The following is a 24,324-nucleotide window of genomic DNA, read 5'->3' on the forward strand; positions in this document are numbered from 1 at the left end:
CCGCGATGGCCCGGCACTATGGCATGGACTGGCTGCGGATCGGCGCCTTCGCGCTGCTGATCCTCTACCATATCGGCATGGTGTTCGTGCCATGGAATTTCCACGTCAAATCCGTGCATGTCGAACAATGGGCGACGGTGCCGATGCTCGCCACCAACGCCTGGCGCCTCAGCCTGCTGTTCGTCGTCTCGGGCTATGCCAGCCGCGCGCTGCTGCGCCGGTCGAGCGGCACCGCGGGCTTCTTCCGCAACCGCAGCTACCGCCTGCTGGTGCCGCTGGCGTTCGGCGTTGCGGTGGTGGTGCCGCCGCAGCCCTGGGTGGAGCTGGTCACCAAGCGCGGCTATGCCGGCGGCTACTGGCCGTTCTGGACGCATGACTTCTTCAGCTTCGGCACGCTCGGCGGGATCGGCCTGCCGACCTGGAACCATCTGTGGTTCGTCGGCTATCTGTGGATCTACACCGCGTTGCTGGCGCTCGGCACCGTTACCATCCGCCTGCCGGCGCTGCAGCGCGGCTTCGACCGGCTGTTCGGCACCGCGGCGGTGCTGTGGCTGCCGATCGGCTATCTTGTCTGCGTCCACGCCCGCTGGTTTCCGATGGTCGGCGAGACCCATGCGTTGCTCGACGACTGGATCGCGCACATCACCTATTTCCCCGCCTTCCTGTTCGGCTTCGGGCTTGCCCGTTCCGAGCCCGCAATGGCGGCGATCGGCCGCTGGTGGCCGCTCGCTGCGGGGCTCGCCCTGCTCGGCTATGGCTTCATCGCCGCGGTCGAGCTCGGCTGGCCGGCGACACCCACGCCGCGCTGGGTCTACGGCTATTACGGCGCCGCCCATGCCACCCAGCAATGGGCGGGGATCGTCGCGCTGATCGGCATCGCCGAACGCTGGTGGAACCGCGACCATCGTTGGCGACCGATGCTCACTGAGGCCATCTTCCCCTTCTACATGATCCACCAGACCGTGATCGTGGTGGTGATGTGGGCGCTGCTCCCCGCCGCGTTGCCCGCCGCGGCCGAGTTCGCGATCCTGGTCGCGAGCACGGTGGCGGGCTGCTGGCTGTTTTATCTCGTCGGCCGCGCGATCCGGCCGCTGCGGCCGCTGATCGGCCTGCGTGGCGACGCCCCGGCGAAGCGCGCGGCGAATACCCCTTCCACCATCTGACGTGCTGGACATCCTCATGCCCCCTTCCCCCGGCTGGTCCCTGATGATCCACGGCGGCGCCGGCGCGCTGCTCCGCGCGCGCACGACGCCGGAGGCCGACGCCGGGGCCCGTGCCGCACTGGGCGCCGCGCTCGATGCCGGCACCGTGCTGCTCGCCGCCGGCGGCATCGCGCTCGATGCGGTCGAGGCGGCGGTGCGCGTGCTCGAGGACGATCCCCATTTCAACGCCGGGCGCGGCGCCTGCTTCACCCATGGCGGCACCAATGAGCTCGACGCCGCGATCATGGACGGCCGCGGCCGCGACGCCGGCGCGGTCGCCGGGGTGAGCCGCACCCGCCATCCGGTCAGCCTCGCGCGTGCGGTGATGGCGGCGAGCCCGCACGTGCTGCTGATCGGCGCCGGCGCCGACGCCTTCTCGCTGGAGCAGCGGCTCGAACAGGCCGACCCCGCCTGGTTCGCCACGCCCGAGCGCCGCCGCCAGCTCGACGAGTTGCAGGCCGGCGGCAAGGCCACGTTCGACGTCGACATGGAATATGGCACCGTCGGCGCGGTCGCCTGCGATGCCGCCGGCCACCTCGCCGCCGCCACCTCCACCGGCGGCGTCACCGGCAAGCGCTGGGGGCGGGTAGGCGATTCGCCGCTGATCGGCGCGGGCACCTATGCCGACGATCGCGCCTGTGCGGTCTCCGCCACTGGCTCGGGCGAGTTCTTCATCCGCGCCGGCGCCGGCCACGAGATCGCCGCGCGGATCCGCTTGCTCGGCGAATCGCCGGCAACCGCGGCGGCGGCGGTGATGGCGGACATCCAGGCGCTCGGCGGCACCGGCGGCGTCATCGTCGCCGCGCCCGGCATCGCGCCGGTGTGGCACTTCACCACCCCCGGCATGTACCGCGGCCTGGCTACCGCCGAGGGCGCACGGCAGGTAGCGATTTACGGCGACGAATAGCACGGCGCTTCTGCCCACAGGCACTTGGCCGCGGCAGATGACAGGAAAGTCATCCGGCCGGCCCGTTGGCGGCGGCCAGGCCAGCCGCTAAGGCGCGGGCATGAAGTTGCTTTCCCGGCTTGCCGCCGCCGCCGTCACCAGCGCTGCCGCGCTGATCGTTGCTTCCCCCGCCCAGGCCTATTGGGAGTTCGGCCACGAGACGGTGGCGCAAATCGCCATGGCCAATGTCCGCCCCGCCACCCGTGTCGCGGTGCAGCGCCTGCTCGCGCAGAGCGGCCAGCTCGACACCCCGAGCTGCCCGGCGACGACGATCGAGGGCGCGAGCACCTGGGCCGATTGCGTCAAGCCGCTCAAGAACGCCGACGGCAAATCGCGCTTTGGCTATGCCTATAACTGGCACTTCCAGGACGTGAACATCTGCCAGCCGTTCACGCTCGCCGACGCCTGCAAGGACGGCAATTGCGTCTCCGCGCAGATCACCCGCGATCTGGCGCTGCTCAAGAACAAGCACACGCCCACCAAGGAACGCGTCCAGGCGCTGGTGTTCCTGATCCACTTCGTCGGCGATCTTCACCAGCCGCTTCACGCCGGCGAGAAGGGCGACAAGGGCGGCAATGACGTCGCCGCCGCTTATGGCGACTACAGCCCGCGCCGCTTCAATCTCCACTCGATCTGGGATGGCACGCTCGCCGAGCGCGCGATCACCACCGGGCCGAGCCTGGTGCGACGCTACCCCGCAGGCGTGAAGGCCAAGATCGCCGCCGGCACCGTCGCCGACTGGAGCCGCGAATCCTGGCAGGTCGCGCGTGACGTCACCTACGCGAGCGCGCTCAAGGGCGATCCGTGCGGCCCGACGCCGGCCAAGGTGACGCTCGACGAAGCGACGATCGAGCGCATTGTCCCGGTCGCGCGGCTCGAAGTCGAGCGCGGCGGCCTGCGTCTCGCCAAGCTGCTCGATCAGGCGTTCGGCTGAACCCACCGGTCCCGCTACGCCAAGGCCGATACCGTTCGTGCTGAGCCTGTCGAAGCACGGTGAGACTCATGCCCTTCGACAAGCTCAGCGCGAACGGTGAGATGGTTCAGATCGGTCGCTGACGCCGTCACTCCCCGCCCCAGCGCCATCGCCAGCCGCCGCGGGTATGCTGGGCGGCAATCGCGATCAGCGCGAGGGTGACGAACACCATCACCGCCCCGAACGCCGCCGGGTGCCGCGGCGCCAGCCAGCGCGCACCGGCAGCGACGATGGCAAGGTAGCCGCCGAGCAGCACCCAGCCCTGCCAGGCGATCGGCAGCCCTGCCCCCAGCCCGAACATCTTGGACGCGAACCATTGTCCATCACTCATCGCCATCCTCCTTGGGTGGCCGGCCGCGCCGCGCGCGCGCCGGGGGATCGAGCGTCACGCCGCGCCGCCCCAGCGCCTCGCGCAGCAGGCATTCGACCTGGGCGTTGACGCTGCGCAGGTCGCTCGCCGCCGCCCGCTCGATCGCGGCGTAGAGCGCGGGATCAAGACGCAGTGGAAAGGCCTTGCGCGGGGGTGTCGTCACGACGCTATTGGTAGAGCGTGCCGGTGTTGACCACAGGCTGGGTATCGCGCTCGCCGCACAGCACCACCATCAGGTTCGACACCATCGCCGCGCGACGCTCGTCGTCGAGCTCCACCACCTGGCGCGCGGAGAGCTGCTCCAGCGCCATCTCCACCATCCCCACCGCGCCGGCGACCAGCGTCTGCCGCGCCGCGACCACCGCCTGGGCCTGCTGGCGGCGGAGCATCGATTGCGCGATCTCGGGCGCATAAGCGAGATGGGTGAAGCCGCATTCGTCGACGGTGATGCCGGCGACCACCAGCCGCGCGATCAGCTCGGTGCGCAGCTCGGCCGCGACCTGCTCGTGATGGCCGCGCAGCGTCACCTCGAGATGCTCGATATCGTCATAGGCGTAGCGCGACCCGATCGTCCGCACCGCCGCCTCGATCTGCACCAGCACGAAGGCGCGATAATCGTCGACGTCGAACAAGGCCTGCGCGGTGTCGATGATCCGCCACACCACCTGCGCCGCGATCTCGATCGGATTGCCGCGCAGGTCGTTGACCTTGATTCGCTCGGAGATGATGTTGTTGGCGCGTACCGAGACCTTGCGGCGGGCGAGCCACGGCAGCACCCAGCGCAGCCCGGTGCGACGGTCGGTGCCCTTGTAGCTGCCGAACAGCGTGATCGCCGCGGCCTGGTTGGGTTGAAGCATGTAGAAGCCCGGCGCGATCAGCGCGATCGCGAGCACGCCCGCGATCAGCAACAACACGCCCATGACCGGCGCGCGATCGATACTGGCGATGCCGATGCCGCCCACCACGGCCGCCGCCACGATGCCGAGCAGCAAGGGATAGCCGCTCGCCGTCGTTGCCCCCCGCTCGCCCGACCTGCTGAGCCCGTTCACGCCGCCAATTTCCGCGTTCGTCATCTCACCCTCCGTAGGGAAGTGATATCACATTTATATCGGATTGGAGCCCGTCGCAAGGGGCTCGGCAACAAGCTAGCCGCGATCATCCAAACACCCCGTCACCCGGAACGTATCCGGGCGACGACGGCATCGGGCAGGCGCATCCTGCCGGACGCAGGATCGCCCGCCCGCGTCAGCTCAGTTGAGTACCACCGTCACGGCGCGACGGTTCTGTGCCCAGCTGCTGTCGTCCGAGCCCATCGCCACCGGGCGTTCCTTGCCATAGCTGATCGTGGTCAGCCGCGAAGGATCGATGCCCTTGGCAACGAGGTAGTTCTTGGCAGCGTTGGCGCGGCGATCGCCGAGCGCGAGATTGTACTCGCGGGTGCCGCGCTCGTCGCAATGGCCCTCCACGGTGGCGCGGACGTTGGGGTAGCGCTGCAGCCACTGCGCCTGGCTGTCGAGGATCGCCCGCGCGGTCGGGTCGATGTCATAGACGTCGACGTCGAAGTTGACGGTGTTGGAGCTCACCGAGCGGCGGAAATCGGCGTCGGAGCCAGGGACGATCGCGCCGCCGGTATTGCCGGTGGAGGCGCTGCTGTCGGGCAGCGGCTGGCTGTTGTCGACCGGCGGCGGCGGCAGCTGCTTGGGCTTGTGCGCACAGGCCGCGAGCGAGGCAAGCGCCGCGGCGGTCAGCAAGGTGGTGGTAAGCTTGGCCATCATCATATCTCCCGTAGTGATCGTTTCGCCCCCGAAACCCTGGTGTAACGCGCTCAAGGCCGCAGCGGGCCCCACGCCGGATCCGACCCGTCGAGCGGAGTCGGTATCTTGCGCTCGACCTGACCGGTGAGATCCACCGCCCACAGATCCGCCTTGCCCGAACCGCCCTGCCCCGAGCGGAAGAAGGTGATCACGCGGCCGTTGGGCGACCAGCTCGGCCCCTCGTCTTGCCAGGCGTTGGTGAGCAGCTTCTCGTTGCCGCCGGACGACGACATGGTGCCGATCCGGAACGCGCCGGCGATCTTGGTGAAGGCGATGAGGTCGCCGCGCGGGCTCCACACCGGGGTCGCATAGCGGCCCCCGCCGAAGCTGATCCGCTGCTGGTTCGAGCCATCGGCGTTCATCACATAAAGCTGCTGCCCGCCCGAGCGATCGCTCTCGAAGACGATGCGGTTGCCGTCGGGCGAATAGCTGCCGCCGGTGTCGATCCCCGGCGAGGTGGTCAGCCGCTGCGGCGTGCCACCCTGGCTGGAGACGCGGTAGAGATCGGTGTTGCCGTTCTGCGCCATCGAGAACAGGATCCAGCGGCCGTCGGGCGAGAAGCGCGGCGCGAACGTCAGGCTGGCATTCTGCACCACCCGGCGCGGGCGCCCCGAGCCGAGATCGTAGACGTAGATCGACGGCCGGTTGTTCTCATAGCTCATGTAGACGATCGACTGCTGGTTCGGCGCGAACCGCGGCGTCAGCACGATCGACTGGCCGTTGGTAAGGAAGCGGTGGTTGGCGCCGTCCTGGTCCATGATCGCCAGCCGCTTGACCCGCTTGGCCTTGGGGCCGGTTTCCGAGACATAGACGACGCGGCTGTCGAAATAAGGGCCCTCGCCGGTCAGCCGCGCGTAGACCATGTCGGCGCATTTGTGCCCGGCGCGGCGCCAGTCCGACGGCGGCACCACGAAGCCCTGGCGGGTCAGCTCCACCTTGGACGAGACGTCGTACAAATAGCAGCCGACCGTCAGATTGCCGTCGCCGCCAGCGCGGATATAGCCCTGGACCAGCGCCTGCGCACCGGTGCCGCCCCAATAGTCGAACGCCGGCGCGTTGACCTCGGGGAAGCCGACGGGGCGCAGCTGGCCGGCGCCGAGCGGCGTGAACAGCCCCGAGTTGCGCAGGTCGTTGCCGATGATGTCGGCGAGCTGGCGGCCGAGCGCGTCGGTCGAGCCCGCCGCGGTGGAGACGACCTGCGCGGTCGGCATCGCGGGAATCGCGATCGGCATCGGCGCCGAGACGCCGCCGGTCACCGACACCTCGAGCGGCGCCGGCCCCTGGTCCTGCGGCGTCGTCGCCTGGCCTGCGCCGGACGCCGGCGGCGGCGCTTCCTGCGCGAGCGCCGGCATGGCGACGGTGACGCTCAGCGCGACAAGCAACGACCGGATCATACGCATCCTCCCAAATCCTTTTCGCACGGCGACGGCCGCAGCCGGGTCGCCGCGATCACTGCAGCTTCCACTGGAAATTGATGTTGTTCCAGCCGCCCGAGGGCGTCGAATAATATTCCGCCGGCAGCTTGAGCGGCGAACAGCCCTTGAACGCGGCGACGCCGAGATCGACCACGCGCTGGCGGTAGCGATCGTTCTCGTCGTCCACCCCGGACTGGCGCACCATCTTCGGCGTCGCCGCCAGCGTGCCGTCCTGGTTGAGGCGCAGGTTGAGCGTGGTGACGATCTGATTGGCGCCCGGCCCCGGATTGACCTGGCGATCGGCGCACGGCTGGATCTGCCGCGCGATCGCCTGAACGATCGAGGCCATCGCCCGCGCGTCGATCTTGGCCGCAACCGGCGCGGTCGAGGTGCTGGTCGAGGGCTTGTCGGTCAGCCCTTTGAGGAAATCGGCGCCGAGGCGCGAGCCACGCGGCTTGGCGGTGGTCGCGGTCTCGCTGCTGCCGCTGCCCTTGCTCGTTGCGGGCTTCGCCGCCGAGGCCTTGGCCGGGGTCGCTTTCGCCGGTGCTGCCTTGGCGGGCGACGCCGCCGCGGTCTGCTTGCTCGGCGTCGGCTTGGCAGGCGCGGTCTTGGCCGGGGCGGCGGGCGCCGGGCGAGGCTTGACCGGTGCGGGCTTGGGCGCAGGCGCCGCCTTGGGCTGAGGCTTTGGTGGCGCCGGCTTCGGCGGGGCCGGCTTCACCGGCTCAGGCTTGGGCTGCGGCTTGGGCGGCGCTGGCTTGGGCTGCGGCGCCGGGGGGGCGGGCTTGGGTGCGGGTGCCGGCTCTGCCGCGGGCGTGTCCTCGGCCGGCGGCGCGGCATCCTCGGGCTCGCCCTGGTCAGGCGCGACCGACGGCGCGGGCGGGGTCACCGCCTGCGGCGCGGTCGCCTCGAGCGCGACCTCCTTGACCAGGCTCACCTCGACCGGCTGCTGCTTCAGGTTCGCCGGATTGGGGGTGGCGAGAAAGCCGACCGACAGCAGGCCGAACAGCACGACGTGCCCGGCCAGCGCGACGCCAAAGCCGATCTTCTCCGCGCGATCCATCAGCGGTTGGCTGCCCCACTGGCCTCGGCGCCATGGCCTTCCACCGTCACCAGCGCCACCCGGTTGAGCCCGGCGCGGTTGAGCTCGCCCATCACCGCCATCACCCGGCCGTAGTCGAGGCCGCGGTCGGCGCGCAGGAACACCTGCGGCGGCTGCCCGCCCGCCTGGACCGCGGCGATCTGCTCCAGCCGCTGCGGCAGCGCCGCCTCGGTCACCTCATCCTTGTCGATGTACAGCCGCCCCTCGCCGTCGAGCGACAGCTGCACCGGCTTCTGGTCCTGGTCGAGCGCCTTGGCGCGGCTGTCGGGCAGCTGCACCGGCACGCCGGCGGTCAGCAGCGGTGCGGTGACCATGAAAATGATCAGCAGCACCAGCATCACGTCCACCAGCGGCGTGACGTTGATGTCCGCCATCGGCGTGCGCCGCCCGCGGCCCCGGTTGGAGGGCAGGTTCATCGCCATCTCAGCGCGAACCGTCCAGCTGGCGGCTCAAGGTGGTGTGGAAGCCGTCGGCGAAGCGATTGAGGCTCGCCTCGATCCGATTCACGCCATGGCTGAAGCGATTGTAGGCGATCACCGCGGGGATCGCGGCGAACAATCCGATCGCGGTCGCGAACAGCGCCTCGGCGATGCCCGGGGCGACCACGGCGAGCGACGAATTCTGCGCCTGGGCGATGCCGGTAAAGCTGCGCATGATCCCCCACACCGTGCCGAACAGCCCGACGAACGGCGCCACCGAGCCGATCGTCGCGAGGATGTTGAGCTTGTCGGAAATCCGGTCGATCTCGCCGGCCACCGCCGCCGCCATCGTCGTCGCCAGCCGCTCGCGCGTCCCGCTCTTGTCGATGTTGCCGCCAGCCGTGGAGCGGCGCCATTCCTTGACGCCGGCGGAGAACACCCGCGCCGAGGGCCATTCCTTGTCGCCTTCGGCCTTGTGGAAGGCATCGATATCCTCGGCCTTCCAGAAATCACGCTCGAACCGCACCGATTCCTTGCGAATCGTGCCGAGCCGTCGCCAGAAGGCGACGATCAGCGCCCAGGTCCAGACGCTGGCGAGCAGCAGCCCGGCCATCACGATCTTCACCACCCAGTCAGCCTGGAGGAAGAGCGCGACCGGCGACAGCGTCGCCGCATCCATGTTGAACACCGGATTCATTCAGTCTCCCCTGCCGCTGTCGGCACGTCAGCCCGGTCGACCAGGCGTTGGTAGATTTCCGTCCAGGCGCGCGGCTGACGCCTGGGCCGCCCTGACGGCGAGACCAGCGCCGCCGTCACGTCGGCCTCGCTGAGAACAAGCGAACCGCGCCTGACTGTTTGATGAATGACGACGCTGGCGGCGCGCACCGCGGTGACGCGGCTCACCACCAGCAGCGCATCCTCCAGCCGCGCCGGCGCAAGGTAGCGGATCGCCACCTCGGCGACGGCATAGGCGCCCTCGCCCGCTTCGAACACCGCGCGCTGATCGATCCCGGCGACCCGCAGCATGTCCGATCGCGCCCGCTCCATGTAGCGCAGGTAATTGGCATGGTAGACGACGCCCGACAGATCGGTGTCCTCGAAATAGACGCGCACCGGAAACCGGTGCTCGGCTCCCTCGAAGCGTCCCTGCTGGGGCTGGTCGACGCCGTCGTCCCTCATGAGCCTGCCGTTAACCGAATGACGCGGCGGGTGAAACCCTGTTGACACGCGTAACCTGTGGGTTACATGTCACCTACAGGTTACAGGAGAAGCGCAGTGAACGACATCGAACGCGGGGAGCGCAAGAGCCGGCAGCGGGCCATCATCTTCTATCTTCTCACGGGGGTGCTGATCGTCAACGCGGTGATCGGCTTCCTGCCGCTGCCCGCCGATCCGGATCCTGCCTCGCCGCGGATCGTGCTCGGCTTCTGGTTGGTCATGGTGATGCTGGTGGTGCTCAATCTGCTGCCGACCAGCCGCTGGAGAAGCGGCCGGATCGCCGCGCTGCTGGATGATGAATCGACCCGCGAGCATCGTCGCGACGGCTTCACCGCCGGCTTCTGGGCCGCGATTATTTGCGCCGGCATGCTCGCGATCCTGACCAGCTTCCACCCGCTGCCGGCGACTGATGTCGCGAAGATCGTGATCACGGCCGCGCTGGCGGCGGCATTGACCTGTTTCGCCACGCTGGAACTGCGCGCCGCGCGATGAGCGACAGCCTGCTCAACACGCTGAAGGACGAGCGCGAGCGGCTCGGGCTGACCCAGGCGGCGCTCGCCGAGATGATCGGGGTCAGCCGCAAGACCATCAACACCGTCGAGAACGGCGTGTTCGTCCCCTCGACCATCCTCGCGCTCAAGCTCGCCGCGGCGCTGGACCGCCCGGTCGAGGCGCTGTTCATCCTGGCGGAGGCGTGAGCGCCCCGCCCTGCGTCGCGCTGGGGTGGTGCTGGGGCCTGGCCAGGGAATGCCGCACGTCATTCGGCAGGATGACGTGCGACTAACCCGTTCGTGCTGAGCTTGTCGAAGCACCGTGAGACTCATGCCCTCCGACAAGCTCAGGGCGAACGGAACGGGCGGATCGGCCTCAATGGGCGACCGCGGTGTCCGCCACCACCTTGGTATCGAGATCGAGCTGCGGCCGCAGGTACGGCTGGGCCGCCGGCACCGGCTGCACCACCATCGGCCGGCTCGCCGGCGCCGCGGTCATCATCGCGGCCGGCATCGGCCCCACCGACGCCATCTGGCTCGCGGCGGCGCGCTGCCGGCGCCAGCTGTCGAACGCCGCGTAGAAATCGGTGAACGGCTGTTCCAGCACGGCGAGCCGCGTCGCGGCGAACGCCGGAAACGCGGCCGCATCCACCGTCGTGCTGTCAGCCAGCGTCGTCGCCGCCGCCGCGCAGAAACCGTCGCGGGCGGGCGATTGCGAGAAGAAGTTGTACAGCCGCGTCATCTGGTCGTCGTAGCGATCCTGCCAGTCGCCGCCGCCGACCTTATACTCGGCGGCATAGCTGGTCTGGGCGAGCGCCAGCGGCGCCTTCTCGCGCGCCAGCAGCGCATTGTAGCCGGCGATGATCGCCGCCTCGTCAGTGCCGCGGCAGGCGAGCGCGGCGACGTTGAGCGCGGCGCGCAGGTGCCACACCGATCCGGCGGCGGAGAGATTGCGGTTGGGCGTCGCATAATGGCCATCGGCGAGCAGCGCCGGGATCGCCATGCCCGGATAGGCGCCGCGCGGCATCGCCACGGTGACCGGCGGTGGCGGCGCGGGCGGCGGCGGCGCGATCGCCACCTCCTTGGGGGTGGACGCGCAGCCCGCGAGCAGCGTCAGCGCGAGAGCGGACAGGGCGGTGGAACGACGCAACACGGCAAAACCTCCTGCCCCCCGGCAGCGACGGTTATGCGGATCCGATAGTTAACGTTCCGTAAGCCACGGCGCCGCGCCGGGGGCTGTCCTACAACCACCCGGCCATGATAAACCGAGTCGCCGGGACAGCACCGGCGATGCTCTTTGACCGTGCCGGTAATCGCCGCGAACGCCTTGCGCACGGCACCGAGGCCCCTCGGCTCACCCTCGCGTAGGTGTGACTTTCGTGAGACCTTCGGCGGTTTTCCGCCATTCTTGCATCGGTGTCGGAGCCCGCGTGCCGCCTCAGGCGGCGCGCTGCTTGAGCGCTTCGGCCGCCTCGTTCATCAGGGTCGCGATGATCTCGGCGATAGGCTCTTCCTTGGAGACCATGCCGACCGATTGGCCCGCCATTACGCTGCCATGCTCGACATCGCCGTCGATTACCGCGCGGCGCAGCGCGCCCGCCCAATAATGCTCGATCTGGAGCTGCGCCTCGCCCATCACGACGCGGCCCTCGTCGAGGTGCGCGGCGACCTCGCGCTGCTTGGCGGTGAACAGCTCGCCGCCGGCGTTCTTGAGCGCGCGCACCGGGATCACCGGCAGCCGTGGATCGATCTGCACGCTGGCAACCGCATCGCGCGCCGAGGCGCGGATGAACGCCCGCTTGAAATTGGGGTGGGCGATAGACTCGGTCGCGCACACGAAGCGCGTGCCGAGCTGGACGCCCGCCGCGCCCATGTCGAGATAGCCCGCGATCGCCTCGCCGCGACCGATGCCGCCGGCGACGAACACCGGGACCTGATCGGCGATCTCGGGCAGCATCTCCTGCGCGAGCACGCTGGTCGACACCGGGCCGATATGGCCGCCGGCCTCCATCCCCTCGATCACCAGCGCGTCGACGCCCGAGCGGATCAGCTTCTTGGCGAGCGCCAGGGTCGGCGCGAAGCAGATCAGCTTGGCGCCCGCGGCTTTGATCGCCTCGAGGCTGCCCTTGGGCGGCAGCCCGCCGGCGAGCACGACATGGCCCACCCCGTGCCGCGCGCAGACCGCGATCAGCTCGGTCAGCGCCGGGTGCATGGTGATCAGATTGACGCCGAACGGCTTGGTCGTCAGCGCCTTGGTCGCGGCAATTTCGGCATCGAGCAGCTCGGGGGTCATCGCGCCGCAGGCGATCACGCCAAAGCCGCCGGCGTTGGACATCGCGCTGACGAGATTGCGCTCGCTGACCCACGACATTGCGCCGGCCATGATCGCTACCTCGCTGCCGAGGAAGGCGGCGCCCCGCGCCATCCGCCGCTGCAGGCGCTCCTGGCCAACGGTCATGCCGCGGCGTCCACGGCGTCGAGGCCATAAGCGGTGTGGAGCACGCGCACCGCCAGCTCAGTCTCGTCCTCGTGGATCAGCACGCTGACCTTGATCTCGCTGGTCGAGATCGCCTGGATGTTGATCCCGCGGGCGCCGAGCGTGGTGAACATCGTCGAGGCGACGCCGGCGTGGCTGCGCATGCCGACGCCGACCACCGATACCTTGGCGACGCGGGTGTCGTGGACCAGCTCGCCAAAGCCGATCGCGTCGCGGCCCTGGTTGAGCGCCTCGATCGAGCGGGCGAGATCGGCGGCGGGCACGGTGAAGGTGACGTCGGTCGAGCCGTGGTTGTGCGCGATGTTCTGGATGATCATGTCGACGTTGATGTTCGCCGCGGCGAGCGGTGCGAAGATCGCGGAGACGGCGCCGGGCTTGTCGGGCACGCCGGTCAGCGTGATCTTGGCCTCGTTCTTGTCATGCGCGATGCCGGTGATGAGCTGGCGTTCCACGTCGTCGATCTCCTCTTCCCCGACGATCATCGTCCCGGGCAATGTGTCCGCCATCGGAGCATCTTCGCCGGTGAACGACGACAGCACCTGGACGCGGACCTGTTCCTTCATCGCCAGCCCCACCGAGCGGGTCTGCAGCACCTTGGCGCCGACGCTCGCGAGTTCCAGCATTTCCTCATAGGTCACTTTGGCGAGCTTCCTCGCCCGCGGCACGATCCGCGGGTCGGTGGTATAGACGCCGTCGACATCGGTATAGATGTCGCATCGGTCCGCCTTCATCGCCGCCGCCACCGCGACCGCCGAGGTGTCGGAGCCGCCGCGGCCAAGCGTGGTCACCCGCCCGTCCTCGGTCGCGCCCTGGAAGCCGGGGATCACCGCCACCTCGCCGGCGGTTAGGCTGGCGTCGAGCCCGGCGGTGTCGATCGTTCCGATCCGCGCCTTGGCGAAAGCATCGTCGGTATGGATCGGCAGCTGCCAGCCCATCCATGAGCGCGCCGGGACGCCGATTGCCTGGAGCGCGATCGCGAGCAGCCCGCTGGTGATCTGCTCGCCCGCCGAGACGACGACGTCATATTCGCGCGGATCGTACAGCGCCGAGGCTTCGCGGCAGAAGCCGACCAGCCGGTCGGTCTCGCCCGCCATCGCCGATACCACCACCGCGACCTGGTTGCCCGCTTCCACCTCGCGCTTGACCCGCGCGGCGACGCTCCGGATGCGCTCGATCCCGGCCATCGACGTGCCGCCGAACTTCATCACGATCCGTGCCATCGCTGCGGCCAAACTCCTTGGGGTAGAAGGGCCGTCCTGATAGGTAGCCGCCATGGTGATAGCAAGCAGCACGATCGACCCGCGCGAGGCCGCGCATTTCGGCGCCATGGCCAAGGATTGGTGGGACCCCAACCGCTCGTCGGCGATGCTCCACAAGCTCAATCCGGCGCGGTTGCGCTACATCCGCGAGGCGGTGGACCTGCACTGGGACGGGGACGACACCAGCTTCGCGCCCCTGCGCGGCAAGACCGTGCTCGATGTCGGCTGCGGCGCCGGGCTGCTCTGCGAGCCGCTCGCCCGGCTTGGTGGTACCGTCACCGGCGTCGACGCTGCGGCGGAGAACATCGCCGTCGCCAGCGCCCATGCCGAGCGCAGCGGCCTGGCGATCACCTATCGGGCGATCGGCGTCGAGGAGGTCTCCACCCGCTTCGATCTCGTCACCAGCCTCGAGGTGATCGAGCATGTCAGCAATCCCGCCGGCTTCGTGCGCGGCCTTGCCGACGTGCTGGCCGATGGCGGGCTGCTGATCCTCTCCACCCCCAATCGCACGCCGCTCTCCCGCCTGGCGCTGATCGGCCTCGCCGAAGGCACCGGCCGCATTCCCCGCGGCACCCATGACTGGAACAAGTTCCTGCGCCCCGAGGAGCTCACCGCGCTGCTGACCGACGCCGGTCTTGAGGTCACCGACACCCGCGGCCTCGGCTTCTCGCCGGCGACCGGCTTCACCCTCACCAGCTCCACCGGCCTCGATTATCTGGTGACGGCACGAAAGGCCTGACGGGCGGGCGACGCGGCGGAAATCGCGCTGTAACACCTGCGCTCTAAGGCTGCCCGCAATGTATGCTCGTTCCGGCTCGCGCCGCCAATTCCTGTTGATCCTGCTGGTCGCGCTCGCGGCACGGGCGATCACCTTCGGCAACCCCGTGCTGCATGTCGACGAGGAGTTCTATTACTTCGTCGGCAATGCGATGTGGCATGGCGCGCTGCCCTTCGTCGACGTGTGGGACCGCAAGCCGGTCGGGCTGTTCCTGCTCTACGCGGTGCCCGCCGCGCTCGGCTACCCTGCCGGCATCTGGACCTATCAGGCGCTGGCGCTCGCCTCGGTGGTGTTCACCGCGCTGATGATCGCGCGGCTGGCGACCCGGGCCGGCTTCGCCCGCGGCGCCACCCTTGCCGCAATTGCCTATATCCTGTGGCTCGATCTGCTCGGCGGCCAAGGCGGTCAGGCACCCGTCTTCTACAATTCGCTGATGATCCTCGCCGCGGCGCTGATCCTGCGGGGCGGGCGGTGGCGCGGTGCCGCGGCGATGGCGCTCGTCGGTGTCGCGCTGCAGATCAAATATTCTGTGGTGTTCGAAGGCATCTTCTTCGGCCTGTGGCTGCTGGCGGCCGATTACCGCCGCGCCGGCAGCGTCGTCCGCACGGCCGCTTATGGCCTTGGCCTGATCGCGCTGGCTCTGCTGCCGACCCTCGCGGCGGCGGCTTATTATGCGTTCCATGGCGAGTGGCAGGCCTTCCTCTACGCCAATTTCCTCTCGATCTTCGCCCGCAAGACCAGCGACCATCGTGAGTCGCTCGTCAACGCGGCGCAGCTGATCCTGATCGTCTCGCCGCTGGTCGCCATGGCCTGGGCATCGTTCCGCGGCGGTCGGGGCGAGCACCAGCCGGCGCGCCGGTTCGTTGGGTTCTGGCTGGTCGCGGCGATCATCGGCGTGGCGCTGTTTCCGCCGTGGTTCGATCATTATGCGCTGCCGTTGCTGGTGCCGGCGTGCATCGCCGCGGCCGGCTTCCTCGGCGCCGGCCATGGCCGCGGCAAGGCCAGCCTCGCCATCCTGCTGGTCGTCGCACTCGGCGGCCAGATCCTGCTGACGGCGCTTCGAGCCGGGCGCGGCACCCCGGCACAGTTCGCCGCGCTGGCGGCGAGCGTCGGGCGGGGGCCTGGCTGCCTCTACGTCTATTCGGGCAACACCATGCTCTATGTCGTCACCGGCCGCTGCACCCTGTCGCGCTATATCGTCCCCGCGCATCTCGGCCGGACCCGCGAGGTCGGCGCGATCGGGGTGGACCAGGAGACCGAGATCCGCCGCATCTTGGCGCGGCACCCGGCGGTGGTGGTGATGCGGCCGCCCTATACTGGCGAGCGGCCGCAGTCGCATGCCATCGTCGAGCAGGCGATGAAGGCTGATTATGTGGTGGCGGATCGACGCCCGATGGGCAGCGAGATGATCTCGGTCTATCGGTTGAATCGATGAAACGCCTGCTCGCTTCGATCCACGACGTGTCGCCACGCTTCGAGAGCGAGGTGGACCGGCTGCTCGACCACCTCGCTCCCCATGTCGGCCGGCGCCTAGCGATGCTGGTCGTGCCCGACCACTGGAGCAGCGCGCCGATAACCCCGGCGTTTGCGGCGCGGCTGCGTGGCTGGTCGGACGAGGGCGTCGAGATGTTCGTCCACGGCTGGACCCATCGCGACGATGCCGATCACCAGGGCGGTGCCGCGCTCAAGGCCCGGCACATGACCGCGGGCGAAGGCGAGTTCCTCGGCCTGTCGCGTGCCGAGGCGCTGGCACGGATGCAGCGCGGCAAGGCGCTGGTCGAGGAGATCACCGGCCGTCCCGCGACGGGCTTCATCGCCCCGGCCTGGCTCTATTCGGCCGGCGCGCGCGAGGCGCTGGCGGACGCGGGCTTCGCGCTCGCCGAAGATCACCTGCGGGTGTGGGCGCCCGGTGGCGCGATCGTGGCACGCGGTCCGGTGATCACCTGGGCGAGCCGCTCGATACCGCGGCAGCTGAGTTCGCTCGCCGCCGCCGCGACGCTACGGCGCGTGCTGCAGCCGATGCCAACGGTGCGCATCGCGGTCCACCCCGGCGACACCGGCGTGCCAGCCCTGCTCGCCAGCATCACCCGGACCTTTACCGCGTTCGGGCGGCACCAGCCGTCGCGCTACGCGGACTTTGCCACCTGACCGCGCGCCGCGATCACCCCGGCATAATGGCTGATCAGATCGGCGACATGCTCGTGATCGGTGCGCACCCGGCCCGCGGCGACGGCGGCGGCGCGGCGCACGATGGGGCGATCGCGCCCGACCATGCGCAGGATCGCATCGGCGCAGGAGCGCACGTCGCGCGGTTCGTAGCGCTCGGCATATAGCGGGTCATACATTTCGCCCGCACCGCCGCCATCCGGCACGATCAGTGGCGCGCCCGAGGCCAGCGCCTCGGCCGGCACCAACCCGAACGTCTCGGTGCAGCAGCCATGGATATAGGCATCGGCGCTGGCGAAGATCGTCGCCAGCCGGTGGCGATCGTAGACCGGCGAGAACAAGCGGATATGCGGGTTGTCGCGGATATGCCGCTCCAGCACCTTGGTATCCATGCCCTGGCCGAGGATCGCCAGCCCGACCGGCGCCTGCGCACCGGCGCGCTGGACGGCATCGATCACCATCGGCCAGCGCTTTTCGGGATGATGGCGGCCGACCCCGAGCAGCAGATGCCCTTCGGGCGGCAGGCCGCATTGCGCCAGCATCGCCACGCGCAGTTGTTCGTCGCGCAACGCCGGCGAGAAATGCACCCGCTCGATCCCGAGCGCCATGGTCGCATCCACCCGCACGCCGCGTCCGGCCAGCCGCCGGGTGAGCGCAGGGCCGTTGGTCACCACCGTGTCGAACCGATCGAGGAATTTGCCGAGGTAGCGATCGTACCAGGAGAAGGCGCGCTCGATCCGCTCGGACGAGGCGAGATGCTGGAACCAGCGCTTGGCATAGGCCTCGACATTGTCGTTATGCATGAAGAACGACTTGATCGCACCGGCGGGCCGCCGATCCTGCCAGTCGGCGACGATCCAGGCCGGCCGCCACGGCGAGCAATTCTCGACGACGTCGGGCGCGAGCCGGTCGAGCAGCGCGTGGATCGGCTCGGGCTCCCAGAACAGCCCGTAATTGGCGTCGAACGGCATCCCCGCCGACTTGATGTAATGGACCGCGCCGCCGCCGGGCCGCTCGTCCACCCGGTCCTCTCGGCCGGGCGCGATCACGATCAGCTCGTGGCCGAGCTCCGCCATGATCGAGATCTTGCGATCGACATAGGTGCGCACCCCGCCGCCGGTGGGCGAATAGATCTCGTTGACGTCGACGATGCGCATCAGCGTGCCTCGACGGGGGCGAAACCGCTGAGGCCGTGCAGATACTGGATCCGCACCGTCGTGGCGGTGACGCCGGCGCCGACGTCGATCACCGCTTGGGCGAGCTTGGGCCGTGACATGCCGAGCTTGGCGTTGCTCGGAAAGCCGGCGCCGTCCTGGAAGAAGTTGAACTTGTTCTTGCCGTCGCGGTCATGGGTGACGAGCAGCGCATAGCGGCCGGGGTGCGGCGCGCGGATGCACATCTCGACCGGCCCTGCCGGCGGGGTTGGCGCCCATACCCGGCGGAAGAACTTGCCTTCCTTGATCAGGTCGCGGTCATCCTCGAGGAAATCGTCCTCGGTGGCGGGGTAAAGCTCCAGCTTCATCCGGCCCTTGCGGTCCTTGAGTCCGAGCGCCGTGACCAAGATCGCCGGTCCGCTCCCGGCGCACGCGGTCGCGTCGGTGCCAATCACCGGCGCTCCCGCCACTCCCGCGAGCAGCGCTGCCGCCGCCAACACCATCATGCCTGTTCCCTCGTCATCAGCGCGTGGATCCCGAACATCGTGATCAGCAGAACATGCAGCAGCAATACCGAAGCCGCGGTGAACGCGATCAGTTCCGAGAGGGCCTGATCCTGGCCGATCACCAGGATCGCGAAATTGGCGAACAACAGATCCTTGTTGGGCAGCAGCGGCAGCCGCGAGAACAGCAGCCGCCCCGCCGACAGGAACACCCAGGTGCCCAGCGTCACCGACGGCAGCGCCAGCGCCCAGGCACCGGCGAGCAGCAGCGCGCCGAGGATCAGCCGAGTGCAGTGGATCGCGAACACGGCCCACAGGTCGCGCCGCGGCAGCGAGAATACCCGCCGCGAGAAGATCAGGAACGGCAGCGAGGTGCCGAAGATCACCGCAAGCGAACCGTGCACGTAGCGCAGCATCTCAGGCGGGATCAGCCGCCCGCCGAGCGGCAGCGCCACTGCGATCATCAACAAGGTGATCGCATTGCCGGCGATCGCAGACAAGATGGAGACATCCTTGACCGCGCCGAACGGCGCCGCGACCAGATGCGCGCGCTGCCGCGCCCAGGCATAAAAGTAGGCTTCGCCTGAATAGCCCATCACCACGTCGTTCGCGATCCGCTTCTTGACCAGCGCGATCAGCCCGGCGGGCGGGATTCGCCACAGCCGGCGAAAGATGGCGTAATCGGCGAGCGGCGGCACCACGTACATGATCAGGAAGATCACATAGTAAAGCGGGTTGCGCGGCACCGCCTTGCTGAGCCCGGCGAGGCCCGAGCCGAACAGCTCGCGCCCCAGCCCGACCAGCATCGCCGCCGTCAGCACCCCGCCGATGATCGTCGGCCAACGGCTCTTGATGGTCTGCAGCGGCTCCAGCCCGACCAGGTCGGCAGGCGGGATGATCCCGGCATGTTGCCGGCCCTGAATCTGATCGATTTGCACCCGCTGATCCGAACCGTGGACGTCACGCGCCCTTAGCGACAAGCCACATGTCTTGCACGTGAATAGAGTTTAACACGGCGGCGTCAGGGATGTGTCAGCCTGCTCCCGAACGGGACAACTTGGCCTGATCGCAGCCCTGTGCCACGGCCAGCGCGCATGACTGCCCAGCACATTATGACTTATGCCCAAGACCTATCAGGTGGTGGCGTCGAACGCGCACAACTACGACTCGCCCGCGCCTGGATCGCGGCCGGCCGCCGGGTGACGCTGGTGATCGGCGACCCCGGCGGACCGCTTGCGGCGGAACTGCCCGACGGCATTGAGCTCGTCCGACTCGACGATCCTAGCTACCGCGCGCAGTTCAGGCTGCCGGGCATCGTCACGCGGCTGTCGCCCGACGTGATCTTCTGCGCCGGCAGTTTCTACACCAGCATCGCCGCCTGGACCCGCCTACGCCTTGGCCGCCGCTGCCCGCCGATCGTCGCCAAGCTCTCCAATGCGATCGAGCGTGGCGATCATGGCCGCATCGTCGATGCCGGCCATCGCGCCTGGCTCAGGCTGCACGGCCGCTTTCTCGACCACCTGGTGGCGATGACCCCGGCAACCGCGACGGTCGCGGCACGGGCGATGGGGATGGCAGGAAGGACCAGCGTCATCCCCAACCCGCCCGCGCCGCGCGTGCCCGATGCCGCCCCCGTCGCGCTGCCTGCCGGCCGCTACATCCTCGGCGTCGGTCGGCTGGTGCTGCAGAAGCGCTGGGATCGCCTGATCGACGCGCTGCCCGCGCTGCCCGCCGATGTCGCGCTGGTGATCCTCGGCGAGGGCGAGCTGCGCCCCGCGCTCGAGCGTCAGGTTGCGGCCCGAAATCTGGCCGGCCGCGTCCACCTGCCGGGCCACGCCGGCGATCCGCTGCCGGCGATGCAAGGCGCTGCTTTGGTCGCGCTGACTTCAACCTATGAGGGCGTCCCCGGCGTGCTGCGCGAGGCGCTGTCGGTCGGCACGCCGGTGGTGACGACCGAGTCGAGCCCGTCGATCGCAGAGATCGTCACGGCGCCCGCGCTCGGCAGCGTCATCGGCCAGGACGATGCCGCCGGGCTGGCCGCGGCGCTGACCGACTGGCTGAGCCGTCCGCGCCCCGCGGCCGTTCCCCAGCCGGGCAGCGATTCCGCGGCGCGCTACCTCGCCTTATTCGACGGCCTGATCTGATTCTTTCTCGTCGCGCTCGGCCTCGCGTTCGGCGCTACGCTCGAGCGCCGTCTTGGCCATCGCCGTCATCGGGTCGGCCAGCATCAGCCCGAGGATCCCGAACAGCGCACTGGCGAGGATCTGGGTGCCGAGGGTCAGCGCCGGCGGCAGGTCGACGGTGCGCTTGGCGACCATCGGCACCACCACATAGCCGTCGAAGGTCTGCACCACGAGATAGGTGCCGATCGCCCAGATACCGGTCTCGGAGCCGGCGCTGAAGCCGACCGCAACCATCAGCACGCCGGTGACGATCGCGCCGATGTTGGGAATGAAGGCGAGGATGCCGGCGATGATCCCGAGCAGCAGCGCCATCGGCACGCCGCCGATCATCAGCGCGATCCCCGTCAGCACACCCTCGAACGCCATGCCGATCAGCCGCCCGGCGAGCAGCTTGCGCAAGGTGACGCCCATCCGCTCGACGGTGTGGGCGAACTCCGCGCGCGAATCGGTCGGCACCAGCCATTGCAGCCCGCGCTCATAGGCGCGCGGGTCCATCGCCAGGAACAGCCCGAGGACGAGAATCATGAACACCGTGGTGATCACGCCGATCGCAGTGCCCACCCAAGAGGTAACGCGCCCCACCGAGCCGAGCGCCTGGCGGATGATGCTGTTGACGTCGGAGGCACCGGGCATCAGCCCCTTGCTGGTCAGGAAGCCGGTGAAGCGATTGGCCTGGGTCTCCAGCGTCGAGCGCAGCTGCATCACCTGTTCGGTGACCTGCACCCCGGTGAGATAGAAGGTGCCGAACAGGAAAGCGAGCACCAGCACCACCACGATCAGCAGCCGCCAGCCGCGGCCGATCGGCAGCACCTTGCCGAGCAGGCGCACGCCGCCGTCGAGCATCGCGGCAAAGACGATCCCGGTGAAGATGATCAGCAGCGGCTGGATCAGCACCACAGTGAGCGCGATCGCACAGGCTAGGCCGAGCCAGATCGAGGCGCGCTTCAGCTCGCGGCGGGTGAAGGGATCGCGCAGCTCGTTGGGGCTGGATTCCTGCACGAGATGCGGATCGGCCATTTACTGTCCTTGGGCTGGGTGCAGCGACACGCCGGCGCGGCCGCCACGCAGCGAACCCCACCAGCTCAGCGGGTTGAGCGAGGCATCCCCATCGAGGCTGAAGGTGATGAACTCGGCACGGCCACCGAGGTTCTCGTACGGCACCGGTCCGCCGAGACCGAGCTGGCTCAGTTCGAACCGGCTGTCGGCCGAGCGATCGCGGTTGTCGCCCATCAGGAACACGTGGTTGGCGGGGATGCGGATCGGGCCGTAATCGTCGCCGGGGCTCCAGCCGAGCTCGACGGTGTCATAATGCCGGCCCTCGGGCAGCGTCTCGGTGATGATCGGCAGGTGGCAGATCTCGGCCCCGCCGGCGCCGCGGATCCGCGCGCCGGGATATTCGCTGTCGCTGCACGGGCTGTTGGTGTCGACCGGGATGTCGACATAATGCAGCGGGCCACGCACCACTGCCTTGCCGTTGAGGATCACCGTGCCGGCGCGCACCTCCAGCGTGTCGCCGGGCAGGCCGATCACGCGCTTGATATAGTCGTTGTGGGTGCCGGGCGGGGTGACGATCACCACGTCGCCACGGCTCGGCAGCCGGCCGAGCAGGCGGCCGTGCATGAACGGCAAGCCGACGCTCCAGCTGTCCTCGGGCTTGCGCAGCACCACACTGTCGAAGATCGCCACCGGATCCGGGATGGTCGGCGACACGAACGACCATCCATAGGCGAATTTGCTCACCACCAGCCGGTCACCGATCCTGAGCCCCGGCAGCATGGATTCGGAGGGAATGTAGAAAGGCTTGGCGACGAAGCTGTGGAAGCCGAGCACGATCACGATCAGCCAGAAGATGCCCTTGACCTCGCCCCACCAGTCGGTGCCGCGGCGGGTCGGCGGTGCGGTCGCCGCCACATGCTCTACTGGGGGTGGCGGGCCCTCGTGCAACTCGGGCGCCTGGTTGCCGTCCAACACCGCTTCCTTCATCCGTTCGTGTCCGGGATTGCCTCGATGATCACAAAGGCCTGGGCCCAGGGATGATCGTCGGTCATGGTCAAATGTACTTGGGCGCGGTGGCCCTCGGGCGTCAACGCGTCAAGCCTCGCCTTGGCCCCACCGGTCAGCGCCAGGGTCGGCACGCCCGAGGCGGCATTGACCACGCCGATGTCCTTCATGAACACCCCCGCGGCAAAGCCGGTGCCGACAGCCTTGGAAAACGCCTCCTTGGCGGCGAACCGCTTGGCGAGGGTGCCGGCTTTGGTGAACGGCCGCCGCGCCGCCTTGGCACGCTCCACCTCGGTGAACACCCGCGCCTCGAACCGCTCGCCGAACCGCTCGATCGACGCGGTGATCCGCTCGATATTGCAGAGGTCGGAGCCGAGGCCGATGATCATCCCGATTGTCCCCACCGTCCGTCAGCCCAGCGTCCGCCGGGGTGACGACTATACCGCTTGCTCACCGCGCCGCATCCATCGCTGCGCGCATCCGCCGGACCGACTCTGCCAGCCCCACGAACAACGCCTCGCCAATCAGGAAGTGGCCGATGTTGAGCTCGCGGATCTGCGGGATAGCCGCGATCGGCGCGACATTGTCATAGGTCAGGCCATGGCCTGCATGGACCTCGATGCCGTTCTTCGCCGCCAGTGCGGCGGCGTCGGCGATCCGCCCCAGCTCGGCGGTGCGGGCATCGCCCTCGAGCTCACAATAGCGGCCGGTGTGCAGCTCCACCACCGGCGCGCCGAGCCGCAGCGCCGCGTCGATCTGCGCCGCCGCCGGCTCGATGAACAGCGAGACCCGCGTGCCGGCCGCGCCGAGCGCCTCGACCAGCGGCCGCAATCGCTCGAACTGCCCCGCGGCGTCGAGCCCACCCTCGGTGGTCAGTTCCTCGCGTTTCTCGGGGACGATGCAGGCGGCATGCGGCCGATGGCGCAGCGCGATCGAAAGCATCTCTTCGGTCGCCGCCATCTCCAGGTTGAGCGGCACCGTCAGCTCGGCCGACAGCCGCGCAATATCGGCATCGGTGATGTGGCGGCGATCCTCGCGCAGATGCGCAGTGATGCCGTCGGCGCCGGCCTCGGCAGCCAGCAACGCGGCGCGCACCGGATCGGGGTAGCCGGCGCCGCGCGCGTTGCGGACGGTGGCGACATGGTCGATGTTGACCCCGAGGCGCAGCGCCTCGGTCATGCTGCCGCCCGGCTTCCGGGCTTGATCGCGGGGATAGCCGCCAGTTCGGGCGGCAGGGCGTCGAGCTGGTAGGTCGGCACCTCCAACTCGATCAGCGGGAAGAAGGGCACGCCGAGATCGGCGCTGCCGCCAGAGCGGTCGATCAGCGCCGCCGCCGCAACCGTCTCGCCGCCGGCGCGCGCGATTGCCGCGATCGCCTCGCGCGACGAGAGACCGGTGGTGACGACGTCCTCCATCATCAACACCTGCTGGCCGGGCTGCAGCCGGAAGCCGCGGCGCAGCTCGAAAATGCCGTCGGGACGCTCGAGGAACATCGCCTCGACGCCGAGCGCACGCGCCATCTCATGCCCCGCGATTACCCCGCCCATCGCCGGCGACACCACCGCGCTGATCCGCGCCTTGAGCTCGGCGGGCAGCTTGGCCGCCAGTGCCGCGGCGAGCCGCGCGCCGCGCGCCGGGTCCATCAGCACCCGTGCGCATTGCAGGTAGCGCGGGGAACGCAGCCCGGATGACAGGATGAAATGCCCTTCGAGCAGCGCATCGGCGGCGCGGAATTCGGCAAGGACGTCGTCGTCGGTCATCGGCTCTCTCGATCGGGGCCACCGGCCTTCATCGACAACGGCGGATTGCCCGCTCTTAGGTATTCCACGCCGCCTC

The 24,324-nt window shown here is 69.1% G+C and carries 29 protein-coding genes; 9 read left to right on the forward strand and 20 right to left on the reverse strand.

The features are described 5' to 3' along the window. Positions 1–5 precede the first annotated feature (5 nt). The 3 genes from OXR60_RS05210 (at position 6) to OXR60_RS05220 (ending at position 3,082) form a co-directional block, all read left to right on the forward strand. Positions 6–1,163, forward strand: a complete 1,158-nt coding sequence (locus OXR60_RS05210) for an acyltransferase (RefSeq protein WP_267394713.1) — start codon at positions 6–8, stop codon at positions 1,161–1,163. 16 nt (positions 1,164–1,179) lie between these two features. After that, positions 1,180–2,109: an isoaspartyl peptidase/L-asparaginase gene (locus OXR60_RS05215; RefSeq protein WP_267394714.1), complete on the forward strand. Its 930-nt coding sequence runs from the start codon at positions 1,180–1,182 to the stop codon at positions 2,107–2,109. 100 nt (positions 2,110–2,209) lie between these two features. Beyond that, the gene (locus tag OXR60_RS05220) at positions 2,210–3,082 is read left to right on the forward strand and encodes a S1/P1 nuclease (RefSeq protein ID WP_267394715.1); all 873 of its coding nucleotides are present in this window, start codon (positions 2,210–2,212) and stop codon (positions 3,080–3,082) included. A gap of 127 nt (positions 3,083–3,209) precedes the next feature. Here OXR60_RS05220 and OXR60_RS05225 read toward each other — a convergent pair whose 3' ends face one another. From OXR60_RS05225 to ybgC, 9 genes are all read right to left on the reverse strand, one after another. Beyond that, positions 3,210–3,452, reverse strand: a complete 243-nt coding sequence (locus OXR60_RS05225) for a hypothetical protein (protein WP_267394716.1) — start codon at positions 3,450–3,452, stop codon at positions 3,210–3,212. Further along, positions 3,445–3,654 carry a toxin-antitoxin system HicB family antitoxin gene (locus OXR60_RS05230; protein ID WP_267394717.1) on the reverse strand — a complete coding sequence of 70 codons (210 nt, stop codon included), beginning with the start codon at positions 3,652–3,654 and terminating at the stop codon, positions 3,445–3,447. The genes OXR60_RS05225 and OXR60_RS05230 overlap by 8 nt, the downstream gene beginning before the upstream one ends. A 4-nt stretch (positions 3,655–3,658) precedes the next feature. Next, complete coding sequence (locus OXR60_RS05235) at positions 3,659–4,564, reverse strand: SPFH domain-containing protein (RefSeq protein ID WP_267394718.1); 906 nt, start codon at positions 4,562–4,564, stop codon at positions 3,659–3,661. Positions 4,565–4,741: 177 nt separating this feature from the next. Further along, positions 4,742–5,263 carry a peptidoglycan-associated lipoprotein Pal gene (gene pal / locus OXR60_RS05240; protein ID WP_267394719.1) on the reverse strand — a complete coding sequence of 174 codons (522 nt, stop codon included), beginning with the start codon at positions 5,261–5,263 and terminating at the stop codon, positions 4,742–4,744. A 53-nt stretch (positions 5,264–5,316) separates the two neighbouring features. Continuing rightward, positions 5,317–6,705 carry a Tol-Pal system beta propeller repeat protein TolB gene (gene tolB, locus OXR60_RS05245; protein ID WP_267394720.1) on the reverse strand — a complete coding sequence of 463 codons (1,389 nt, stop codon included), beginning with the start codon at positions 6,703–6,705 and terminating at the stop codon, positions 5,317–5,319. Positions 6,706–6,754: 49 nt separating this feature from the next. After that, positions 6,755–7,780 (reverse strand): cell envelope biogenesis protein TolA, encoded by a 1,026-nt coding sequence (locus tag OXR60_RS05250; protein WP_267394721.1) that lies wholly within the window; start codon positions 7,778–7,780, stop codon positions 6,755–6,757. Further along, positions 7,780–8,241, reverse strand: a complete 462-nt coding sequence (tolR, locus tag OXR60_RS05255; protein ID WP_267394722.1) for a protein TolR — start codon at positions 8,239–8,241, stop codon at positions 7,780–7,782. The genes OXR60_RS05250 and tolR overlap by 1 nt, the downstream gene beginning before the upstream one ends. Position 8,242: 1 nt before the next feature. Then, positions 8,243–8,935, reverse strand: coding sequence for a protein TolQ (gene tolQ / locus OXR60_RS05260; RefSeq protein WP_267394723.1), 693 nt, complete (start codon positions 8,933–8,935; stop codon positions 8,243–8,245). Continuing rightward, positions 8,932–9,417 carry a tol-pal system-associated acyl-CoA thioesterase gene (gene ybgC, locus OXR60_RS05265; protein ID WP_267394724.1) on the reverse strand — a complete coding sequence of 162 codons (486 nt, stop codon included), beginning with the start codon at positions 9,415–9,417 and terminating at the stop codon, positions 8,932–8,934. Before ybgC ends, tolQ begins: the two co-directional genes overlap by 4 nt. A gap of 96 nt (positions 9,418–9,513) precedes the next feature. Here ybgC and OXR60_RS05270 point away from each other — a divergent pair, with 96 nt between their 5' ends. Then, the gene (locus OXR60_RS05270; protein WP_267394725.1) at positions 9,514–9,948 is read left to right on the forward strand and encodes a hypothetical protein; all 435 of its coding nucleotides are present in this window, start codon (positions 9,514–9,516) and stop codon (positions 9,946–9,948) included. Then, positions 9,945–10,154: a helix-turn-helix domain-containing protein gene (locus tag OXR60_RS05275; protein WP_267394726.1), complete on the forward strand. Its 210-nt coding sequence runs from the start codon at positions 9,945–9,947 to the stop codon at positions 10,152–10,154. The genes OXR60_RS05270 and OXR60_RS05275 overlap by 4 nt, the downstream gene beginning before the upstream one ends. 169 nt (positions 10,155–10,323) lie before the next feature. On the opposite strand, the gene OXR60_RS05280 is transcribed toward OXR60_RS05275, so the two are convergent. From OXR60_RS05280 to OXR60_RS05290, 3 genes are all read right to left on the reverse strand, one after another. Further along, complete coding sequence (locus tag OXR60_RS05280; protein WP_267394727.1) at positions 10,324–11,100, reverse strand: hypothetical protein; 777 nt, start codon at positions 11,098–11,100, stop codon at positions 10,324–10,326. A 285-nt stretch (positions 11,101–11,385) separates the two neighbouring features. Next, positions 11,386–12,405: a nitronate monooxygenase gene (locus tag OXR60_RS05285; protein WP_267394728.1), complete on the reverse strand. Its 1,020-nt coding sequence runs from the start codon at positions 12,403–12,405 to the stop codon at positions 11,386–11,388. Next, on the reverse strand, positions 12,402–13,664 hold the full coding sequence (locus OXR60_RS05290) for an aspartate kinase (RefSeq protein ID WP_267394729.1): 1,263 nt from the start codon (positions 13,662–13,664) through the stop codon (positions 12,402–12,404). The genes OXR60_RS05285 and OXR60_RS05290 overlap by 4 nt, the downstream gene beginning before the upstream one ends. Before the next feature lie 52 nt (positions 13,665–13,716). Here OXR60_RS05290 and ubiG point away from each other — a divergent pair, with 52 nt between their 5' ends. Genes ubiG through OXR60_RS05305 form a run of 3 tightly spaced genes read left to right on the forward strand, consistent with a single transcriptional unit; the run spans position 13,717 to position 16,629 of the window. Beyond that, complete coding sequence (ubiG, locus tag OXR60_RS05295) at positions 13,717–14,442, forward strand: bifunctional 2-polyprenyl-6-hydroxyphenol methylase/3-demethylubiquinol 3-O-methyltransferase UbiG (protein WP_267394730.1); 726 nt, start codon at positions 13,717–13,719, stop codon at positions 14,440–14,442. Between the two features lie 58 nt (positions 14,443–14,500). Continuing rightward, entirely contained in the window at positions 14,501–15,916 is a 1,416-nt protein-coding gene (locus OXR60_RS05300) for a hypothetical protein (protein ID WP_267394731.1), read from the forward strand. Next, the gene (locus OXR60_RS05305; protein WP_267394732.1) at positions 15,913–16,629 is read left to right on the forward strand and encodes a polysaccharide deacetylase family protein; all 717 of its coding nucleotides are present in this window, start codon (positions 15,913–15,915) and stop codon (positions 16,627–16,629) included. The genes OXR60_RS05300 and OXR60_RS05305 overlap by 4 nt, the downstream gene beginning before the upstream one ends. Here the strand turns inward: OXR60_RS05305 and OXR60_RS05310 are convergent. The 3 genes from OXR60_RS05310 to OXR60_RS05320 are packed head-to-tail and all read right to left on the reverse strand — an operon-like array spanning position 16,608 to position 19,242. Further along, positions 16,608–17,804, reverse strand: coding sequence for a glycosyltransferase (locus tag OXR60_RS05310; protein ID WP_267394733.1), 1,197 nt, complete (start codon positions 17,802–17,804; stop codon positions 16,608–16,610). The genes OXR60_RS05305 and OXR60_RS05310 overlap by 22 nt on opposite strands. After that, positions 17,804–18,307, reverse strand: coding sequence for a DUF2141 domain-containing protein (locus OXR60_RS05315; protein ID WP_267394734.1), 504 nt, complete (start codon positions 18,305–18,307; stop codon positions 17,804–17,806). The genes OXR60_RS05310 and OXR60_RS05315 overlap by 1 nt, the downstream gene beginning before the upstream one ends. Continuing rightward, on the reverse strand, positions 18,304–19,242 hold the full coding sequence (locus tag OXR60_RS05320) for a hypothetical protein (protein WP_267394735.1): 939 nt from the start codon (positions 19,240–19,242) through the stop codon (positions 18,304–18,306). The genes OXR60_RS05315 and OXR60_RS05320 overlap by 4 nt, the downstream gene beginning before the upstream one ends. A 174-nt stretch (positions 19,243–19,416) precedes the next feature. Here OXR60_RS05320 and OXR60_RS05325 point away from each other — a divergent pair, with 174 nt between their 5' ends. Beyond that, positions 19,417–20,448, forward strand: a complete 1,032-nt coding sequence (locus OXR60_RS05325) for a glycosyltransferase (protein WP_267394736.1) — start codon at positions 19,417–19,419, stop codon at positions 20,446–20,448. On the opposite strand, the gene OXR60_RS05330 is transcribed toward OXR60_RS05325, so the two are convergent. The 5 genes from OXR60_RS05330 to pyrE form a co-directional block, all read right to left on the reverse strand. After that, complete coding sequence (locus OXR60_RS05330; RefSeq protein WP_267394737.1) at positions 20,428–21,504, reverse strand: AI-2E family transporter; 1,077 nt, start codon at positions 21,502–21,504, stop codon at positions 20,428–20,430. The two genes, OXR60_RS05325 and OXR60_RS05330, sit on opposite strands and share 21 nt — an antisense overlap. Continuing rightward, positions 21,505–22,470, reverse strand: coding sequence for a signal peptidase I (gene lepB / locus OXR60_RS05335; protein WP_267394738.1), 966 nt, complete (start codon positions 22,468–22,470; stop codon positions 21,505–21,507). After that, positions 22,467–22,877 carry a holo-ACP synthase gene (gene acpS / locus OXR60_RS05340; RefSeq protein ID WP_267394739.1) on the reverse strand — a complete coding sequence of 137 codons (411 nt, stop codon included), beginning with the start codon at positions 22,875–22,877 and terminating at the stop codon, positions 22,467–22,469. Before acpS ends, lepB begins: the two co-directional genes overlap by 4 nt. Positions 22,878–22,938: 61 nt before the next feature. Beyond that, entirely contained in the window at positions 22,939–23,667 is a 729-nt protein-coding gene (locus tag OXR60_RS05345) for a pyridoxine 5'-phosphate synthase (protein ID WP_267394740.1), read from the reverse strand. Then, positions 23,664–24,248 (reverse strand): orotate phosphoribosyltransferase, encoded by a 585-nt coding sequence (gene pyrE / locus OXR60_RS05350; protein WP_267394741.1) that lies wholly within the window; start codon positions 24,246–24,248, stop codon positions 23,664–23,666. The genes OXR60_RS05345 and pyrE overlap by 4 nt, the downstream gene beginning before the upstream one ends. Positions 24,249–24,324: the final 76 nt, after the last annotated feature.

This window comes from Sphingomonas sp. GC_Shp_5 (assembly GCF_026540855.1).
Classification (GTDB): domain Bacteria; phylum Pseudomonadota; class Alphaproteobacteria; order Sphingomonadales; family Sphingomonadaceae; genus Sphingomonas.

Excerpts from the sequence above, each read along its gene's own strand:
- OXR60_RS05210 (WP_267394713.1), top strand. The coding sequence starts at position 6 with ATGGCCCGGCACTATGGCATGGACTGGCTGCGGATCGGCGCCTTCGCG.
- OXR60_RS05215 (WP_267394714.1), top strand. The coding sequence starts at position 1,180 with ATGCCCCCTTCCCCCGGCTGGTCCCTGATGATCCACGGCGGCGCCGGC.
- OXR60_RS05220 (WP_267394715.1), top strand. The coding sequence starts at position 2,210 with ATGAAGTTGCTTTCCCGGCTTGCCGCCGCCGCCGTCACCAGCGCTGCC.
- OXR60_RS05225 (WP_267394716.1), bottom strand. The coding sequence starts at position 3,452 with ATGAGTGATGGACAATGGTTCGCGTCCAAGATGTTCGGGCTGGGGGCA.
- OXR60_RS05235 (WP_267394718.1), bottom strand. The coding sequence starts at position 4,564 with ATGACGAACGCGGAAATTGGCGGCGTGAACGGGCTCAGCAGGTCGGGC.
- pal (WP_267394719.1), bottom strand. The coding sequence starts at position 5,263 with ATGGCCAAGCTTACCACCACCTTGCTGACCGCCGCGGCGCTTGCCTCG.
- tolB (WP_267394720.1), bottom strand. The coding sequence starts at position 6,705 with ATGCGTATGATCCGGTCGTTGCTTGTCGCGCTGAGCGTCACCGTCGCC.
- OXR60_RS05250 (WP_267394721.1), bottom strand. The coding sequence starts at position 7,780 with ATGGATCGCGCGGAGAAGATCGGCTTTGGCGTCGCGCTGGCCGGGCAC.
- tolR (WP_267394722.1), bottom strand. The coding sequence starts at position 8,241 with ATGGCGATGAACCTGCCCTCCAACCGGGGCCGCGGGCGGCGCACGCCG.
- tolQ (WP_267394723.1), bottom strand. The coding sequence starts at position 8,935 with ATGAATCCGGTGTTCAACATGGATGCGGCGACGCTGTCGCCGGTCGCG.
- ybgC (WP_267394724.1), bottom strand. The coding sequence starts at position 9,417 with ATGAGGGACGACGGCGTCGACCAGCCCCAGCAGGGACGCTTCGAGGGA.
- OXR60_RS05275 (WP_267394726.1), top strand. The coding sequence starts at position 9,945 with ATGAGCGACAGCCTGCTCAACACGCTGAAGGACGAGCGCGAGCGGCTC.
- OXR60_RS05285 (WP_267394728.1), bottom strand. The coding sequence starts at position 12,405 with ATGACCGTTGGCCAGGAGCGCCTGCAGCGGCGGATGGCGCGGGGCGCC.
- OXR60_RS05290 (WP_267394729.1), bottom strand. The coding sequence starts at position 13,664 with ATGGCACGGATCGTGATGAAGTTCGGCGGCACGTCGATGGCCGGGATC.
- ubiG (WP_267394730.1), top strand. The coding sequence starts at position 13,717 with ATGGTGATAGCAAGCAGCACGATCGACCCGCGCGAGGCCGCGCATTTC.
- OXR60_RS05300 (WP_267394731.1), top strand. The coding sequence starts at position 14,501 with ATGTATGCTCGTTCCGGCTCGCGCCGCCAATTCCTGTTGATCCTGCTG.
- OXR60_RS05305 (WP_267394732.1), top strand. The coding sequence starts at position 15,913 with ATGAAACGCCTGCTCGCTTCGATCCACGACGTGTCGCCACGCTTCGAG.
- OXR60_RS05310 (WP_267394733.1), bottom strand. The coding sequence starts at position 17,804 with ATGCGCATCGTCGACGTCAACGAGATCTATTCGCCCACCGGCGGCGGG.
- OXR60_RS05315 (WP_267394734.1), bottom strand. The coding sequence starts at position 18,307 with ATGATGGTGTTGGCGGCGGCAGCGCTGCTCGCGGGAGTGGCGGGAGCG.
- OXR60_RS05325 (WP_267394736.1), top strand. The coding sequence starts at position 19,417 with ATGACTTATGCCCAAGACCTATCAGGTGGTGGCGTCGAACGCGCACAA.
- OXR60_RS05330 (WP_267394737.1), bottom strand. The coding sequence starts at position 21,504 with ATGGCCGATCCGCATCTCGTGCAGGAATCCAGCCCCAACGAGCTGCGC.
- lepB (WP_267394738.1), bottom strand. The coding sequence starts at position 22,470 with ATGAAGGAAGCGGTGTTGGACGGCAACCAGGCGCCCGAGTTGCACGAG.
- acpS (WP_267394739.1), bottom strand. The coding sequence starts at position 22,877 with ATGATCATCGGCCTCGGCTCCGACCTCTGCAATATCGAGCGGATCACC.
- OXR60_RS05345 (WP_267394740.1), bottom strand. The coding sequence starts at position 23,667 with ATGACCGAGGCGCTGCGCCTCGGGGTCAACATCGACCATGTCGCCACC.
- pyrE (WP_267394741.1), bottom strand. The coding sequence starts at position 24,248 with ATGACCGACGACGACGTCCTTGCCGAATTCCGCGCCGCCGATGCGCTG.